Origin of the sequence: Sphingobacterium deserti, assembly GCF_000757725.1 — a bacterium.
Taxonomy (GTDB): Bacteria; Bacteroidota; Bacteroidia; order Sphingobacteriales; family Sphingobacteriaceae; genus Sphingobacterium; species Sphingobacterium deserti.
This window is the reverse complement of sequence record NZ_JJMU01000015.1, coordinates 1-16,326: the sequence shown is the minus strand read 5'-3', so window position 1 is coordinate 16,326 and position 16,326 is coordinate 1. Positions and strand designations below refer to the sequence as shown.

The following is a 16,326-nucleotide window of genomic DNA, read 5'->3' as shown; positions in this document are numbered from 1 at the left end:
TTTAAAATCGTCTACCGACGTCCTTTAGTAGGGTATTCTTTAAATATGCCTGTTACGACATTGGGCAATTTATTGATAGCGCGTTCGGGAGCTTTGGTATCGAAAGAACCTCTTGCTTGCCACACGACAGCATTGGTGCGTCTGTCTAAGGCTTCGATGATCAGGTGAGCGTAGCGAAACTTCTCGCTACCTACAGGGTAGCTATAGCCGCCGCCCCAGCCCATTCCCCAGCCCCAGCCCATTCCCCAACCCCATGGGCCCATGCCGCCCCAACCAACGTTGGAGTGGTAAACTAAACGGCTTTTGTTGTTGACAATAGGAACATAACGAAACAGCACATCCGGATTATCTTTCGAATAGGTAAGGCCGAGCGATTCAAGCTCTCTGTTGGCCGTATTCAAAATGTTTGCCTTAGCAATGTCGTTGTTAAAGTAATTTTTAGATAGCGAATCTACCGGTGGTAGCCAGCCATAGGTCTTGTACTGCCCAAAATCCTGGGTCTGCATTTTTGTCGTGTTATACTGTACCGAAGCACAGGAAGACAAAAGTGCGAACAAGCTGAGTGCGAAGATATATCCTAACTTTTTCATAAAATATCGTTACTTAATATGAGTTAGACGGTAAAGTTTTGCCAAGGTTTAATCTTAAAATACATATTTTGCAACTAAAGGCATTGCTCGTCCGCTACCAAAAGCTTTTTGGCTAACACGCAGGATTGGAGGTGCTTGGAAGCGCTTAAATTCCGCATTGTGGAGCAACTTCGCAATACGTGATACCAGGGCTTCATCAAAACCAGCATGTACAACTTCGCTTCCAGATTTTTCAAGTTCGATCAACTGGAACAGTACGCTATCCAATATGTCGTATTCTGGCAATGCATCAGAATCTTTCTGATCTGGGCGTAGCTCGGCGGAAGGCGGTTTTACGATCGTATTCACCGGTATAATTTCCCGTTGGCGGTTGATATGTTTTGCCAAAGCATAGGCTTGCGTTTTATATACATCCCCAATAACGCTTAAAGAACCGGCCATATCACCATATAGTGTTCCATAACCCACCGCCGCTTCACTTTTATTGGATGTATTGAGCAAGATGTAACCAAACTTATTGGACATCGCCATCAAGATGGTTCCACGAATGCGTGCTTGAATATTCTCTTCGGTCAAATCTGGCTGTTTGCCCGCAAAACTTTCTGCCAGCGTTTCATCAAAGGACGATGCGATATCCTTAATAGGGACGATGCGGTGTGCACAGCCCGTATTGTTAACCAAGTCCAATGCATCTTTTAAGGAGTGGTCGCTCGAATAGATAGAGGGCATCAACACGGCAAGCACATTCTCAGCGCCCAGTGCTTCGCAGGCCAGTGCCGCCACGATAGCAGAGTCCAATCCGCCAGAAAGTCCCAATACGGCCTTTGTAAAACCGGATTTCTGGAAGTAGTCACGTATGCCAAGCAGCAGTGCTTTATGAATTAAACCAATTTCGGTTTCAGCAGGTTTGTTGGGAGAGTCAGCTAAAGAAAAGATATCCACAGTTCTGAAATCTTCTTCGAAACCTTTTAGTTCGGCCAGCACATCGCCATTACGGTCAAAAGCAAGGGAACGACCGTCAAAAATAATGTCTGTGTGTGCACCCACCTGATTCACATATACTAAGGGGCAACCGGCTTTGATCACATTCCGACGGAGTACGTTCATCCTGTTTTCAAAATGGATGTAGGAAAACGGCGAGGCAGCTATATTAACAATAACGGAAGGGTTTTCTTTTCGTAACTCGCCCATCAGGTCGCCCACATAATTATTTGCAGTTTCGTCGTCCCAAAGATCTTCGCAAATGGTTAGCGCTACCTTTGTGCCTTGGATATCGATACAGGAAACATTGCTGTTGGGTTCGAAATAGCGATACTCATCAAAAACATCATAATCCGGAAGCAGGCTTTTCTTGCAGATAAGCTTGATCGCGCCATCTTCAAGTAATACAGCCGCATTATATAGCGGTTTCCCCTCTGGATCGGTATTGCGTATAGGCGCGCCTATGATGCAGCTAATTCCTTGGCAAACTTCCGCAATCTCTTTCAAACTCTCGCTGCAGAGATCAAGAAAACGTTGGTTACGAAGCAGATCTTTTGCTGGATAGCCACTTATGGCTAACTCGGCAAAGACGATGAGGTTTGCTCCCTCTTCCTTCGCGCGCTGGATTTGAGCTATTATTTTTTTATTGTTTTCGGCAAAGTTGCCGATATGGTAGTTTAGTTGTGCTAATGCTATTTTCATTGTTTACTTTTAATTTCTTAAAATAATAAGCCGATGTTAAACGACGCATAGGATAGCTTAGGACTTCCGCTTTTCATTGCCCGGGTGAAACCATTGTTGTAGGATAGGCCCGTAAGCGCCGAAAGACTATTGCTCAATCGCCATTCCGCGCCGGCTCCGATGAGCAGTCCAAGCCTGAAGACGTCGTCTCCGTCGATAGCACGGTAATCTGTACGAGATTCCGGGCGCTCCTTTCCCGAGACTTTAACTCCAGCTGTAAAGCCAAACTGACCATAGAACCTACCGGCTCCGCCATCATTGGTCTTGAGCTTGATGGCAAGTGGAACTTCGGCATACTGCAGCCTATAAATTTGTGCTACTGGATCTGTACCACCATCAACCGGAAGCTTCGCTCCGCTATAAAGCGTATTAATTAGTAGGCCCGTAGAAAAGTAATAATTTCGTGCAAAGCCAAGATCAGCAATAAGCCCGTAAGCGTAGCCAGCCTTCGGGCTATCCTCTGCAGAACTTCCATCTTCGTAGTTTAACCAACTCATGTTTGGACTAAATGTCAATCCCAATGACATATTTCTATCATACGCAGCGTATTGCGCTTTCGCAGAGTGAACGGTTAGCAGCATGAAAAGGACGGAAAAAAGTGAAATTTTAAATAATGAGGTCATTGTTTGCAGATTTTAGATGCGTAAAATTAATGATTTCCTTTTTGTCGTGACACAAAAAATCTGCACATACCGGAAAAAGATCGTAAGCTGCGGTGCTAACTGAAAATCCGAAAGATTGAATGGCATTGTGAAGCCGAAATAAGGCTTTTCAATTACTATTCAGAAGTTTCGTTTGGGGCTGATAGGAGTAAGGGCGATGACAAGCTGTCTTAACAGGTGCAGTTGCGGCTTGTGCTGGTAGGAGAGGAGTATGCGTCTTGGGAGAACTGTGTATGCATTTTCAGCACGCTAAAAAACAGTAAGCATAGCTGAAAAAACGTCTCCTAAAAACAATGAAGCAATCTTCATTTATAAAAATGTAAGATTGCTTCGTTGTTCCTCCTTCCCGCATAGACCGTAGAGTCATACTTTTTAAAAAAGCTTCTTCTAACAGTTGATATTATTGAATGGAGAGTACTTCAAACTCGTATACCAAAGGTTGATTCGGTGGAATATCAGAAGTGTTGTTAGGCTGTACCCAAGAAGATGGTGTGATCACGCGGAATCTAGTACCCGCTTTTAGGCCTTTTCTAGTTAATCCACCAAAATTATATAATCCTTGATCAATCTTGAGTTCAAAGCCATTATACGTGACTGAGTAAGGAAAAAAGGAATACATCCATATAAGATTATATCCAGCGTTTTGATTATTTAGTGTATATGTTCCGCCCGTTTCATCTTTTTTTACAACGTTATTGTTTAGCGTTTTTATCCAATAGTTTAGTTTTACAGTCGGTGCAACGAATCCGCTACCGTTGAACTTGTATTCATATGTAGTATCCGTGGGTTGAACTAAAACTTGGTAATACATACCGCGATTGACTCGTTTGCCGAGACGGGGTAAGTGTAAGGTCGCTGTATCTCGTATAGCCGGAACTTCAGTAAATTCAGCAGCAACATAAGCTTCAATTGAGAGCTTTTGTGTGGTTAAAAGCGAATCCAAACTTCTTTCGTTAGCTAGTGCTTGAGCCTCATAATCAGTGTTGTCAACGTCATCCATACAAGAGGTGAAAGCTGTAGCGATAATAGCTAGTGCGATTAGTGGTTTAAATAGATTTTTCATAAATATCTCTAGTCTTTTTCATGGTGTAGAACGCAGACTTTCGTATCTACGCTACAGCATAAAGATTTATTATTTTACATCTACGACGTCAAATTCGAAATATAGGGGCGAATTAGCAGGAATTTTCGCTGAAGCTTGCTCATCATACGCCCAAGGTGACGGCGTTACAATTTTGATTTTTGCTCCCTTTTTAAGCCCATTCGCTGTTAATCCACCAACTTTATAATCTTCACCATTAAACCGAATTGTTTTCGGGAGAAACGCAAGTTGCCATGCGCCGATCACATTGTTAAGAGGCGAAACGAAGCTTTTATCACCTTCTGTTGCGTCGAAAATTGTCCCATCTAGCAAAGTTCCCTTATATTTAGCTGTGATAGTAGGAGCGACCAGTTGATTGTTTAAGACTTTATAGGTATAAGAAGCTTCGTCGCCAGCTTGTATCAATTGAAACCAGATGCCAGTTGCAGTATCAAGTTTAGCATCCAGCAGGTTTTTATCGGCAAAAGCTTTAACGGCAGGTGCTTGTTCTTTCACAATTCTTTCGATGCGTACTCGGTTGATGGAATCTTGAATGCGTTGTTCTTCGCGAGCTCTTTCAAAATCTAATTCATTGCTTTTCGAACAGGACGAAAAAGTTGCTACCGCCACAGTGACGATAAGGAGGAGTTTAGGTATGATTTTCATAAATATATTTTGTGTTTAGAACGATTGTTTAGGTGTATCGCTACAGCAAACATAAAGAAATTGATAAATATTTCGATATAATTATTCAAAGATGTAAGCTTAATATCAGACTCTTTTTTGAATGCCAATTACATATTCTTTTACGTTTTACCCGTAATAAACCAAAAAAATATAGGAAATAGCTATTCGAGAATATATTTTGTATTATTTGGTTTTAATTAATTATTATTGAAATAATTAAAACAAATAAATACTATATATTATATTTTATTGCATATTTATTTCTCTTTGATTATATTTACAGTTGCTATTGAACTGATTTGTAGAGTAAAACTTATTCTTATGAGAACCAGAATTCTATTTTTGGCGGTGATTGCAAGCACAGTAATTAGCCAATCGTGTAAAAAAGACAATGCTGCAATTGTCCCAACGGAGCAAGATGAAGTGTCCACTGTGAACTCGGCATTGGCTCAACTTGGATTTGATACCACTAGCGTTATTATTAAGGGTGATAATATCTTTGTTGAAGAAGATATCGTCTTAAAAAAGTCTGAACTTTTTAAAACGCAGCCGAGGCAGGCTGTTATCAAACCAAATGTGTCACTCCCGACAGGGCCATGGGCTTATCGGTTGCGTTCCTTCACGTATTTTATTTCGAACTCTTTAAGCAACCACAGGCACGTGGCCGCCGGTATGGATGAATTACGGCGGGTTATGCCTAGCGATGTTGCAATTACTAGGGTATACAATGAGGCCGCAGCTGATTTGGTTTTTAGAGGATATAATGAGGTCAGTAGAGTCTGTGGATTTGCCTCTTGGCCAACATTTAATTATACTAGTTTAAATTTTGCAAATATGATAGTTGGTGAATCGGTTAATATTAATCTATACAATTGGAGAAACCTGAATGAATCTCAACGGAAGGCTTTAATTGCGCATGAGGTAGGGCATGCAATAGGTATAAGACATACGAATTGGAGGGCTGGCGAACAGGAGGTTATCCCAGGGCCTAGCGGAACGACTTACGGGGCTTATACAGTACCAAATACTAACAACACAGGCACTAACCCAGACCCGTCATCTATTTTTAATGGTGGTAGCTGTGGCAGAAGTTGGGGAAGCGGGTTTACAGAGAATGATAGGCGAGCCATTGTTTATGTTTCTATTGGATTGACAATCTAAGATTGGAAACTCGCTGCCTAATCATCGAGAAATTTTGACAGCACATGTTCGTGAATTTGTGAAGCGAACTATTTCTTAAAATGAAGAACATATTCCTGTAGTTATTTGCCAGAAACTGTTTCTTGCCCCATTAAACCTCGTAACCTGTCTTATTCCGTTCCTTAAAAAAGTTCGGTCAAGTCCAGTATTTACTTGTTGTTTAACATACCCTCCCGCTATAGATAAAGATAGCAGGGAGGATATTTGTCTTATCACGCCTAGCGATGCGCCATAATGTGCCCCGTTACTTTCCTGAATAAAACTAATGGGCTGCTCGAACGTAGGGATTAAATTCCAGTTTCCTATACCGGTATAGTCCAACAAACTATAAGATAAAACGGCTGTCGCCAGTGTTTTCTTACCTAAATTTGCATGTAGACTAGAACCAAATTGTACACCTTGTTGTCGGGTGGTGTACCACGTGTCTAGGTTCTCGACCGAGGGCGAAGTCATCGAAAATGATTGCGATGTGTTAAGGTACGAAGCGCTAACGTCTAACGCAAAAAGCGGGTGTCTGTATAATGTATAGGCGAGTCCTGCCTGTAATTGTTGCATTCCCCCTTTCGAACTATTGAAATCGAGGACATAGGTGGGAGATGTTCTATTATCTTCTAAATAGTCGATATCGGTGCCAGATCCGCTAATGGTTTGAGCGTTTTCGATACTTAAAATTACACTGGTTCTGGGCAATATCGCATACTTTCCATTTACTTTGAATCCCAAGCTGATGATATCTTGATATTTTAATTCGGAAAGGACATTTGGATTTCTTCCCTCGGCGTTCCCTGCGATAGACCAGCTGAAATTGTGTTTGGAAATAGAGGATGCAATGTTAATTTGGGTTGCTTCTTGAGCTAAAGCGTGCAAGGCATTCAGGCATAATATTGATAATAATAATTTGATAAGCTTTGTCATGGTTGTCCACCCATTTGGATTGGTTAGAACATGCTTTCGTTTTTAATCGAAATCTCGCATCTGAAACCCTTTTCCGTTAATTATATTTACGAATATACAATTTGTTTGCCTAACAGCGATAGTGTCTAGCTTAAATTGTAGAATTTGCGTGCGGTTAGTTTGGGAGGGGTAAAACTTCACGGCTTAATCGGTAATCTTTTGAAAACGGATTACAATAGCTTCAAAACCCTATTACGATCCAAGTATTCAAAATGCCGATGTCTCACCGTGAAATCAGGCTCTAAAAATAAGGTCGCAGGAAATACGAATTTGCCATCCCGCGCGGCCAATATTCTTGCCAGTGCATGATACCGTCCTGTACGTTTTTTCGTCACTTCATTTGTGAATATCTGCCCCTCGAAATGTACGCTGTCGACACTTTCTGCATCGAAGCGCACCGCGTAATAATCGTTGTTTATTCGTTTGACAAGCTGGGGATCCGTGAAAACATCATTTTGCATTTTACGGCAGTAGGCACACCAATCTGTGTGAAAAAATAGCAGCACCCGTTTAGGTTTTGTGCGTAAAGAATCTGCTAGTTGCTCAAAAGAGATCCACTGTATAGACTCCTTTGGCTGCGCCATAGCAGACAGGCTAGAAAGCAGCAAACATAAGCCGGCAAACAAACTTTTACTATATCTATGATTATGCTGAATGCTCATGATTCTATATTTTTAATACGCATTTATGGCGCACGCGCCATAAATACGTATCGTAATTTACGATCTATCAATCAGGGGAAAGGCTCACGCAAGAGGCGCTCTCCCGTTTGACGTATTCTTTATTAATGAAAATGCCCGATCTTCACACCGAAAGTGAAGGTACGTGGCTTCGTAGGACCATACACATAGTCCGAGTCTCGCAAGGGTCCGATGCCAAAATCTTTTTGGAACGCGTTGAACATATTTTGCACACCGGTAAACAGCTCTACATTAAAATTCTTTTTAACGGCAAACGTATAGCCCAGGCGCAAGTTAAGCTCCATAAAATCGGGCGCATCCTTAATAATCATTCGGCCGTCTGGCTGATAGTGCGGCACCAGCATGGTACCCGTATACACTCCTGTAAGGTCAACGGCAAATTGCTTGGTTGCTTTAATGTTGGTGTTGAGGTAGCCATACACATTTGGCGTGCGCATGTAGCGGGATGTTAAAATATTGTCTGCCGGATCCTCACCTTCGAAAATAAGCTGTTGCTCATTGTATTTCGCCCGCTGAATCGTTCCGCCAGCCTGGATGCTCAGCGCATTGGAAGGGGCAACACTCAGCTCGATATTGCTTCCATAGACGCGCGAACGACTTCCGTTTCGCATTTCTTGCAAGATGATATCGGCCTCTTCTGATGTCATGACCGTGGTAAACGGATTCTGCAGATCAGTGAAAAATCCTTCCACTAAAAGGCTAGTCTGCGTACTTCCAAAGTTGCGGGTGTAGTTGAATGAGCCAGTGTAGGCGTTGGAATATTCTGTTTCCAGATTTTCGCCCATCAATACAAACACCTGCTGGCCGCCTATTGATGTTACATGCATATCTTCATTAAAAGCCTGCGGCGCACGGAAGCCACGGGCGTAGCCCCCTCTAAATTGCAATGACTCGTTAATGTCATATAGTATAGTTAGCCGTGGGCTAAGTGTTCCGAAGCTTTGGTCGGAACGGCGGTTGTTATTGAGCAAGCTATACGTACCATCTACATAGGTGTAGTCATAGCGTGCGCCCATCAGTGCTTTCAACTGATCCAACACCTTCCACTCGTATTGGGCATAGGTGCCTATGGCGTGCGTCTTTTGATCGATATTCCGCTGATAGGCTGGAATCTGATCTTTCGTCCGGTTTCCGTTGTATTCCACACCGGCCGTGATCACATCACGCTCAAAGTTGTAGTTATATTGTGCTCCGGCAACCATAGCAAAGTCATCCGTTGTGCCATAAGAATTAGCGGCTATTACACTATCTTGAGGCGTTCTGGAGCCACCAAGGCCACCGTAGTAGCTGTCACGTTTACTTTTTTGCGCAGAAGCATAGAGCGATAATTTATGTTTCCAATCTTTGGAATAGTGGTCATAGGTGATGCCACCGATAATAGAGTTAGTTTGTATCTGCTCGGTAATATCGGTGAAATGCGGCGCGAGATCCAGGCGATCACCACCTCGGCGAAACTCGTTGAGAACGCTCATGTCCACCGTAATTTTATCCTGTTCGGAAGGTTTAAAGAATGCTTTGGCGCCGAAAGTGGTGTTGCGAAGCTTCGTGATCTCGGTGAAGCCATCGCGATTCGCATCCCAAGGTTGGCGGTCACGGTGCATACCATAAAAAGTAACGCCATTCATCAAGTCATCTTCGACAAAGGAGGTGTTAAAGTCCAGCGTATTATCCCAGGATGTACCGCCCGTCAGCGAGTTAGTCGACTTGATCTGCCAATCGTTTTCTACCGGATCTTTTGTGATGATATTGATCGTTCCAGCGATAGCGTTGGCACCAAATAGAGCAGACCCGCCGCTGCGCACCACTTCGATACGGTCGATCATACTCGTCGGGATTTGATCAAGACCATACACGCTATTTAGGGCACTGAATACCGAGCGGCTATTGATCAGTATTTGCGAATAGGCACCTTCCAGTCCGTTAAGTCGCACCTGCGAGAAACCACAATTTTGGCAATTGTTCTCCACGCGAACCCCCGGTTGGTAGGCTAGTGTTTCTGACATCGCTACAGACTGCGTTGCGTTAAAGAGTTTTTGGCCAAGCACATTAACCACCACTGGCGCCTCTCGGCGATCCAGGCCGTAGCGGGTGGCGCTCACAACCACTTCGTTAATATTTAGGTTATCGTCCTGCAGCTGTATCGTGATCGCCTCTGCTTTTTGCGCCGCGGTAAGTGTCTTCTTTTGTGTTTGGTAGCCTACCGCACGGATCACAATGGTAGACTTATCCACTGGAACTTTGGTAAGGCTGAATTTGCCTTGGATGTCGGTAGCAGCGGCAATACTGGTGCCCTCTACCAATACGGTCGCTTGAATAACGGGTTCACCCTGTGAGTTTTTAACGGTGCCGGATAGATGCTGCTGTGCTGCTAAGAAAAAGGGAAATAGGTAAAAGATGACGGCAAAAAGCCATTGGTATATTTTTGTCATGTAAAGGGTGTAAAAGTGCAACAATAGGATGTTTCTATCTACAGCCAAACACACATGCTCGCATCAACAAAACCTAGTTTGCTGCGGGATGCGTCGCTTTTTCCAATAATTACCAAGACGGATCGTTCTATTTTTATACCTATTCGCTAAAGCAAATGCATGGCATGTTCAGAACAATACTTCGAGATATCGGCTGTAGAATAGTAGAAAATTTTTGAATAGAAAATTAGCCGAATTGCGGTGGACCGCGTAGGTTGTAATGCCGTATTTCTTGGGAGAGAACTGTTTCTGCTAGCTCGGCATAGTCTACAAGAAGCGTGATAGGCGTAATGGCCATCTCGAAAACCTGGAGATCGGGAGCCAAAAACGCGCCGGCGAAAACGACATTCAGGTATTGAATCTCCGCATCAGAGTCATGGTGATGCGGCTCTCCTTTTTTTGTAAAATCGTAGGGGTGAACGTGGGTGATGATCTCACTAGTGGAAGTTACTTCCTTGTGCATAAAGACAACACCACTAATGATAATGGCGACGGTCCATGCGCTTAAAAAATACGCAATGAGAGATCGGTATGTTGTCGTTAATCTATGCATCAAAAAAAAGCGCTACCGAAAACGGATAGCGCTATAAAATTAGGGAATGCTTTTGATATTATGCAATTAATTTATTGTTATCATCTGGGAAGACCAAGCCTGGTTTATGAGCTTTGGCCTCTTCTGGCGTCATGTGTGCATATGAAATAATAATGACCACGTCACCCACCTGCACCATGCGCGCCGCCGCGCCATTCAAACATATGGTGCCAGTTCCCCGCTCGCCCGGGATAACATACGTTTCCAAACGGGCGCCATTGTTGTTGTTTACAATCTGTACCTTCTCATTGGCAACGATGTTAGCGGCATCCATCAAATCTTCATCTATCGTGATACTCCCCACATAGTTCAATTCAGCCTGCGTAACACGCACACGGTGAATTTTCGATTTCATTACTTCAATTAACATACTGCAAAATTACCTTATTTTTTTGAAAGTATATATTCCGTCTATCAGAAACGAATGCATGGCGCGACTTATCAGGCTTTTTTAGTTCCTTTTTGCTGAAAAACAGGATGTTGTTTGTGTAAAAATGACATTTATGTTAAGATCATATTATCGATAAGGCGAACGCCCTCGATCCAAGCGACGGCCAATGCTACGTAAGTTTCGCCTGCGTCAATATGGTTTGTTTCTTCCAATGTGCGTGCGGTGCATATCGCAAGATATTCAACCGTTATTTCTCCCTCATCCTCTAGGATGTTCAACGCCTCTTGTTTAAGCTTCGCTATGGATTCATCGGCAATATGCATCTTGATATAGGAAAGAGCACGGAAAATAGCAAGCGCTTTTTGTTTGCCAGCTTCGGACAGGCGCATGTTTCTAGAGCTAAGTGCCAAGCCATCCTTACTTCTTATCGTCGGACAGATATGTATATGAACAGAAAGCTTTTTCAGATCTACCAGCCGCTGTATGACCATAACCTGTTGAAAATCTTTTTGTCCGAAGCATGCAATATCAGGCTCGACTAAATTGAAGAGCTTATAAACGATTTGCGTAACGCCTTGAAAATGTCCCGGGCGTTTTTCGCCCTCCCAAAGGCTATCAAGTCGGCCTAAGTCTATATGCCAAGGCTCCTCATTTGCGGGATACATCTCCTCCACGGATGGCATAAAAAGAATGTCACAGCCAGCTTCGCTAAGCAGCTTTACATCGCTTTCTATAGGTCGTGGGTATTTCTCCAAATCTTTCGGATCATTGAATTGCGTCGGATTTACGAATATGCTGCATACCACGATATCGGCAAGTTGCTGCGCTTCTTTAATCAGCGATATATGCCCGTCGTGCAGGGCGCCCATAGTGGGCACCAATGCTATTTTTTGATTTCCTTGTCGATGCGTGTGCAGGTAGTTTTGCAGCGCTTCTTTGGTTTTAAATGTTACCACTTCAAACGGTTAAATAAGCGCGTAAAATTGCATAAATAAATCGGTAATATAAAGTTGTGAAAACTAAGTAATTGTAAAATCAATAAAATATGTGTACCTTTGTATACCGATTTTACTATTCGATAAATAAAAAAACAATTGGAGATGGCAAAAACGAAAATATTGTTTGTAACCCATGAGATGTCGCCTTTCCTTGAAATAAGTAAAATTTCTGAAATTACACGCCAATTACCACAAGCTATGCAGGAAAAAGGATTTGAAATCCGGATTCTTATGCCACGTTTTGGTAATATCAACGAGCGCAGAAATCGTCTTCATGAAGTGATAAGGTTGTCGGGAATGAACATCGTGGTGGATAACAATGATAATCCGCTCATTATTAAAGTAGCTTCATTACCTGCTGCACGGATGCAGGTTTATTTTTTGGATAATGAAGAGTATTTCCAGCGGAAAAAGGTTTTTCGTGATGAGAAGGGTGAGTTTTTTGCGGATAATAACGAGCGGTCGTTGTTTTTCTGTAAAGGCGCGCTAGAGACTGTTAAAAAGTTGGGTTGGTCGCCGGATGTTGTGCACTGCCACGGCTGGTTTGCTGCGATGGTGCCGGCTTATCTGAAAACGGCTTACAAGGATGATCCCGCTTTTAAAGATGCAAAAGTGATGTATTCGCTTTACGCAAACGAAGAGTTTGGTTCTTTAGGTTCCAAATATGGAGAAATGGCTGCTCAAGTAGATATGTCTGCTGAGGAAGCTGCTCCGTATGGCGATGGATCGTATGTTGATCTTTACAAGGGCGCATTATCGTTTACGGATATTGCAGTGCTCCCTGACGGAGAGGTGCATCCGGAATTGAAAGCCTACATCGAAGAAAAAGGTATCCGTAGCTTTTCACCAAATGGTGATGAGGACTACGAAGGATTCTCTGAAGTATTTGACGAGTTTTCAACGGTTGATGCCGAGGTCGCATCGGCCTAACGTAATTTATTTTTATACTGATAGAGGCGCTGCAAAGCGCCTTTCTTTGTTTGCAACTTTCCCATTCGTTTTCCAAATTTTGGCCGGTAGAAAGATTTTTCGTAATTTCGAGATATACAGCCTGTACATCTAATTCAGGTAAGCTAATCATTCTAAACCAGATAACATGGAGAACTTCTCAAGAAGATCATTTTTACAGTCTATTGCATTACTTGCTGCCGGATCGGCCGTGTCTTTGCCTGCCAATGCGTTTGGCATGTCTCGAAAATTAAGAGTCACCTTGGTTGGTACAGGAATACGCGGTGTTTCTTTTTGGGGGCGCCGCTTGGTCGAACAATATGCTGACCAGCTCGAATTTGTAGGATTAAGCGATATCAATCCGGGCCGCCTGCAGTATGGAAAGCAATATATGCAAGTTGATTGCCCAACCTTTGTCAGTTTCACAGAAATGCTGCAGACAACTAAACCAGATTTGGTGATCGTATGTACGGTAGACGCAACACATCATGAACAAATTATTGAGGGTCTCGCGGCAGGCTGTGATGTGCTTACCGAGAAGCCACTCACGACAGATGAAATCAAAGCGCAGGCTATTTTAGATGCTGAGCGCAAGTATAGCAAAAAGCTCATTGTCGGTTTTAACTATCGCTGGAGTCCGTATATGACAAAAATTAAAGAATTGCTGATGAATGGGGAAATCGGAGAAATTACATCCGTCGATTTCAATTGGTACCTAAACAACCATCATGGTGCCTCTTATTTCCGTCGCTGGCATGGGCTGATGAATAAAGGAGGATCGCTGTGGATACATAAAGCCACGCATCATTTTGACCTACTTAATTGGTGGCTTGATTCGGAACCTGCTGAGGTGTTTGCTTATGGAGCGTTGGAGCACTACGGAAAGAATGGGCCATTTCGCGGCAGCAGTTGCCGAAGTTGTTCGCACACGAAGGAGTGCAGCTACTATTGGGATATAACGAAGGATGCACAAGCCATGAAACTGTATGTATCCAATGAGGACCATGATGGATACGTTCGTGATGGATGTGTGTACCGGAATGAAATCGATATTTACGATAAGATGTCTGCGCAGATTAAATATGCAAGTGGTGCTATCGCCAACTATTCCCTTACTACATATTCACCATTTGAGGGTTGGCGAATAGCTTTCAATGGACAGCATGGACGTGTGGAGGCCTGGTTAGACATCCCATGGATGAAAAATGATAGCCTGGACCAAGAGGGTTTGCATGCCGCTGAAATGGCACAGGGGGAGAATATGGACGTTATTCATGAGCCCGTTGTACTATACAAAAACTGGCAGGATTATAAGGTCATTCAGGTTGCGAGCGAACGAGCGGGACATGGCGGCGGCGACCGACGTCTGCATGATAAATTGTTTAAACAGACGGAAGCGCCCGATCCGTATGGACATTCAGCCGGCGTGCGTGATGGCGTGATGTCTGTTTTAATCGGTGTAGCGGCCCGGCATAGCATTGTGCAAGGCAAGCCCATTAAAATAGAGTCACTCACAGATTTAAAACCAAAAAGCAAAAGGGGATAGGGTAGGAATTTTTTAGCATTTGTAAAAAGAATTTTCTGCTAGGCTTCGGATATTTGTAGTCGAAAAATAAGAAAGACTATGAACTGGATTATCTTAATCATTGCCGGCCTATTTGAAGTAGGTTTTACTTCGTGCCTGGGAAAAGCGAAAATGACCACCGGAACAGAAATGTACAGTTGGTACACAGGTTTTGGAATTTGTTTAATGATTAGTATGCTTTTGCTCATGAGGGCGACACAAAGTTTGCCGCTGGGCACCGCTTACGCCGTGTGGACGGGAATAGGCGCTGTGGGAACGGTGTTAGTAGGGATTTTGATTTTTAAAGAACCAGCCGACTTTTGGCGGGTGTTTTTCATCTTTACACTCATTGCTTCAATCATTGGGCTGAAAGTTGTTTCGTCACATTAATACCAAAATTTTACGTACTTTTGTGGCTACAAAAAAGATGGGCTTGCGGTTGCGGCCTGCTAGCTTTAAGTTATTATGTTAGAGAAATTACAAGCCATAAAAGAACGATGGGAAGAAGTGGAAGCTGAGTTAAGCAACCCGGAAACCATTAATGATATGAAACGTTTTGCGAAGTTGAACAAGGAATATAAAGACTTGGGAAAAATAGTAGAGCAGTATCATATTTATAGAAATATCGTGAGCAACATGGATGCGAATAAAGACATCCTTGTGAACGAAAAAGATCAGGAATTGCGGGAGATGGCGAAAGAGGAGCAAGACCTGCTCTATACCCAAAAGGAAGAGAAAGAAGAAGAAATTCGTCTTATGCTTATTCCAAAAGATCCGGAAGATGGCAAGAATGCGATCCTGGAAATCCGTGGTGGAACAGGCGGCGATGAAGCAGCTTTGTTTGCTGGTGACCTTTACCGCATGTATACACGTTATTTCGAGACAAAGGGCTGGCGCAATGAGGTGATGGACGTCACGGAGGGAACTTCCGGCGGCTACAAAGAGGTTATTCTAAAAGTAATAGGCGAGGATGCATACGGTCAGTTGAAGTATGAATCTGGCGTACACCGTGTGCAGCGGGTTCCTGATACAGAGACGCAAGGTCGCGTGCACACATCTGCCGCCTCTGTGGCTGTTTTGCCAGAGGCAGAAGAGGTCGACGTTGAAATTAATCCGGGCGATATTGAGCTGCAGACATCACGTTCGGGTGGTGCGGGCGGTCAGAACGTCAACAAAGTTGAAACCAAAGTGCAGCTGACGCACAAACCCTCGGGTATAGTGGTGGTGTGCCAGGTTGAGCGTTCGCAGTTGGCCAACCGCGAGTTAGCCATGGAGATGCTTCGTAATAAGCTTTACGAGCTTGAAGTGCAGAAGAAACATGGCGATGTGGCTGCAAAACGGAAGACAATGGTTTCTACTGGCGACCGCTCTGCCAAGGTGCGCACCTACAATTATCCGCAAGGCCGTGTGACGGAACACCGCATTGGAATGACTATGTATAACCTGCCAGCCATTATGGATGGTGATATTCAAGGCATTATCGACGCATTGCAATTTGCCGAAAATGCAGAAAAGATGAAAGAGGGCGCTGTAGAGTAGTTTTTTCAAAAAAGTTTAGCGGATATAGAAATAAACACTATATTTGCACACCTTCTCGGAAGAAGGGTTTAGGTCTGGTAGTTCAGCTGGTTAGAATACATGCCTGTCACGCATGGGGTCGCGGGTTCGAGTCCCGTCCAGACCGCTCAATTTTTTTGTTACTCTTTTAAAGACTTTGGTCTGGTAGTTCAGCTGGTTAGAATACATGCCTGTCACGCATGGGGTCGCG

16 protein-coding genes and 1 tRNA gene are annotated in these 16,326 nt (G+C 43.5%); 6 read left to right on the top strand and 11 right to left on the bottom strand.

Annotated elements, in window-relative coordinates; all coding sequences use genetic code 11:
* Positions 1–11 precede the first annotated feature (11 nt).
* The 5 genes from DI53_RS05180 to DI53_RS05160 form a co-directional block, all read right to left on the bottom strand.
* Positions 12–590 carry a DUF4136 domain-containing protein gene (locus DI53_RS05180; RefSeq protein ID WP_037496244.1) on the bottom strand — a complete coding sequence of 193 codons (579 nt, stop codon included), beginning with the start codon at positions 588–590 and terminating at the stop codon, positions 12–14.
* 54 nt (positions 591–644) lie between these two features.
* Entirely contained in the window at positions 645–2,273 is a 1,629-nt protein-coding gene (locus tag DI53_RS05175) for an NAD+ synthase (protein WP_037496242.1), read from the bottom strand.
* Between the two features lie 17 nt (positions 2,274–2,290).
* Entirely contained in the window at positions 2,291–2,935 is a 645-nt protein-coding gene (locus DI53_RS05170) for a porin family protein (RefSeq protein WP_037496239.1), read from the bottom strand.
* 439 nt (positions 2,936–3,374) lie between these two features.
* The gene (locus DI53_RS05165; protein ID WP_037496237.1) at positions 3,375–4,037 is read right to left on the bottom strand and encodes an FKBP-type peptidyl-prolyl cis-trans isomerase; all 663 of its coding nucleotides are present in this window, start codon (positions 4,035–4,037) and stop codon (positions 3,375–3,377) included.
* A 69-nt stretch (positions 4,038–4,106) separates the two neighbouring features.
* On the bottom strand, positions 4,107–4,721 hold the full coding sequence (locus tag DI53_RS05160) for an FKBP-type peptidyl-prolyl cis-trans isomerase (RefSeq protein ID WP_037496234.1): 615 nt from the start codon (positions 4,719–4,721) through the stop codon (positions 4,107–4,109).
* A gap of 342 nt (positions 4,722–5,063) precedes the next feature.
* Here DI53_RS05160 and DI53_RS05155 point away from each other — a divergent pair, with 342 nt between their 5' ends.
* A complete protein-coding gene (locus tag DI53_RS05155) occupies positions 5,064–5,903 on the top strand; it encodes a M57 family metalloprotease (RefSeq protein ID WP_037496232.1) in 840 nt (279 codons plus the stop codon).
* A gap of 75 nt (positions 5,904–5,978) precedes the next feature.
* Here the strand turns inward: DI53_RS05155 and DI53_RS05150 are convergent, their stop codons facing one another.
* From DI53_RS05150 to panC, 6 genes are all read right to left on the bottom strand, one after another.
* On the bottom strand, positions 5,979–6,857 hold the full coding sequence (locus DI53_RS05150) for a hypothetical protein (protein WP_037496229.1): 879 nt from the start codon (positions 6,855–6,857) through the stop codon (positions 5,979–5,981).
* Positions 6,858–7,066: 209 nt separating this feature from the next.
* Positions 7,067–7,558 carry a thioredoxin family protein gene (locus tag DI53_RS05145; protein ID WP_081939387.1) on the bottom strand — a complete coding sequence of 164 codons (492 nt, stop codon included), beginning with the start codon at positions 7,556–7,558 and terminating at the stop codon, positions 7,067–7,069.
* 122 nt (positions 7,559–7,680) lie between these two features.
* Positions 7,681–10,026 (bottom strand): TonB-dependent receptor, encoded by a 2,346-nt coding sequence (locus DI53_RS05140; RefSeq protein WP_081939386.1) that lies wholly within the window; start codon positions 10,024–10,026, stop codon positions 7,681–7,683.
* 226 nt (positions 10,027–10,252) lie between these two features.
* A complete protein-coding gene (locus tag DI53_RS05135; protein ID WP_117624846.1) occupies positions 10,253–10,618 on the bottom strand; it encodes a hypothetical protein in 366 nt (121 codons plus the stop codon).
* Between the two features lie 58 nt (positions 10,619–10,676).
* The gene (gene panD, locus DI53_RS05130; RefSeq protein ID WP_037496226.1) at positions 10,677–11,027 is read right to left on the bottom strand and encodes an aspartate 1-decarboxylase; all 351 of its coding nucleotides are present in this window, start codon (positions 11,025–11,027) and stop codon (positions 10,677–10,679) included.
* A gap of 131 nt (positions 11,028–11,158) precedes the next feature.
* Positions 11,159–12,004, bottom strand: a complete 846-nt coding sequence (panC, locus tag DI53_RS05125) for a pantoate--beta-alanine ligase (protein ID WP_037496224.1) — start codon at positions 12,002–12,004, stop codon at positions 11,159–11,161.
* Between the two features lie 144 nt (positions 12,005–12,148).
* Here panC and DI53_RS05120 point away from each other — a divergent pair, with 144 nt between their 5' ends.
* The 5 genes from DI53_RS05120 to DI53_RS05100 all read left to right on the top strand — a co-directional run bounded on the left by DI53_RS05120 (position 12,149) and on the right by DI53_RS05100 (position 16,242).
* Complete coding sequence (locus DI53_RS05120) at positions 12,149–12,976, top strand: glycogen/starch synthase (RefSeq protein WP_037496222.1); 828 nt, start codon at positions 12,149–12,151, stop codon at positions 12,974–12,976.
* 166 nt (positions 12,977–13,142) lie between these two features.
* Positions 13,143–14,540, top strand: a complete 1,398-nt coding sequence (locus DI53_RS05115; protein ID WP_037496220.1) for a Gfo/Idh/MocA family protein — start codon at positions 13,143–13,145, stop codon at positions 14,538–14,540.
* A 78-nt stretch (positions 14,541–14,618) separates the two neighbouring features.
* The gene (locus DI53_RS05110) at positions 14,619–14,948 is read left to right on the top strand and encodes a DMT family transporter (RefSeq protein ID WP_037496218.1); all 330 of its coding nucleotides are present in this window, start codon (positions 14,619–14,621) and stop codon (positions 14,946–14,948) included.
* Positions 14,949–15,023: 75 nt separating this feature from the next.
* Entirely contained in the window at positions 15,024–16,097 is a 1,074-nt protein-coding gene (gene prfA / locus DI53_RS05105; RefSeq protein ID WP_037496217.1) for a peptide chain release factor 1, read from the top strand.
* Positions 16,098–16,168: 71 nt separating this feature from the next.
* Positions 16,169–16,242 (top strand) — tRNA-Asp (locus DI53_RS05100).
* Positions 16,243–16,326: the final 84 nt, after the last annotated feature.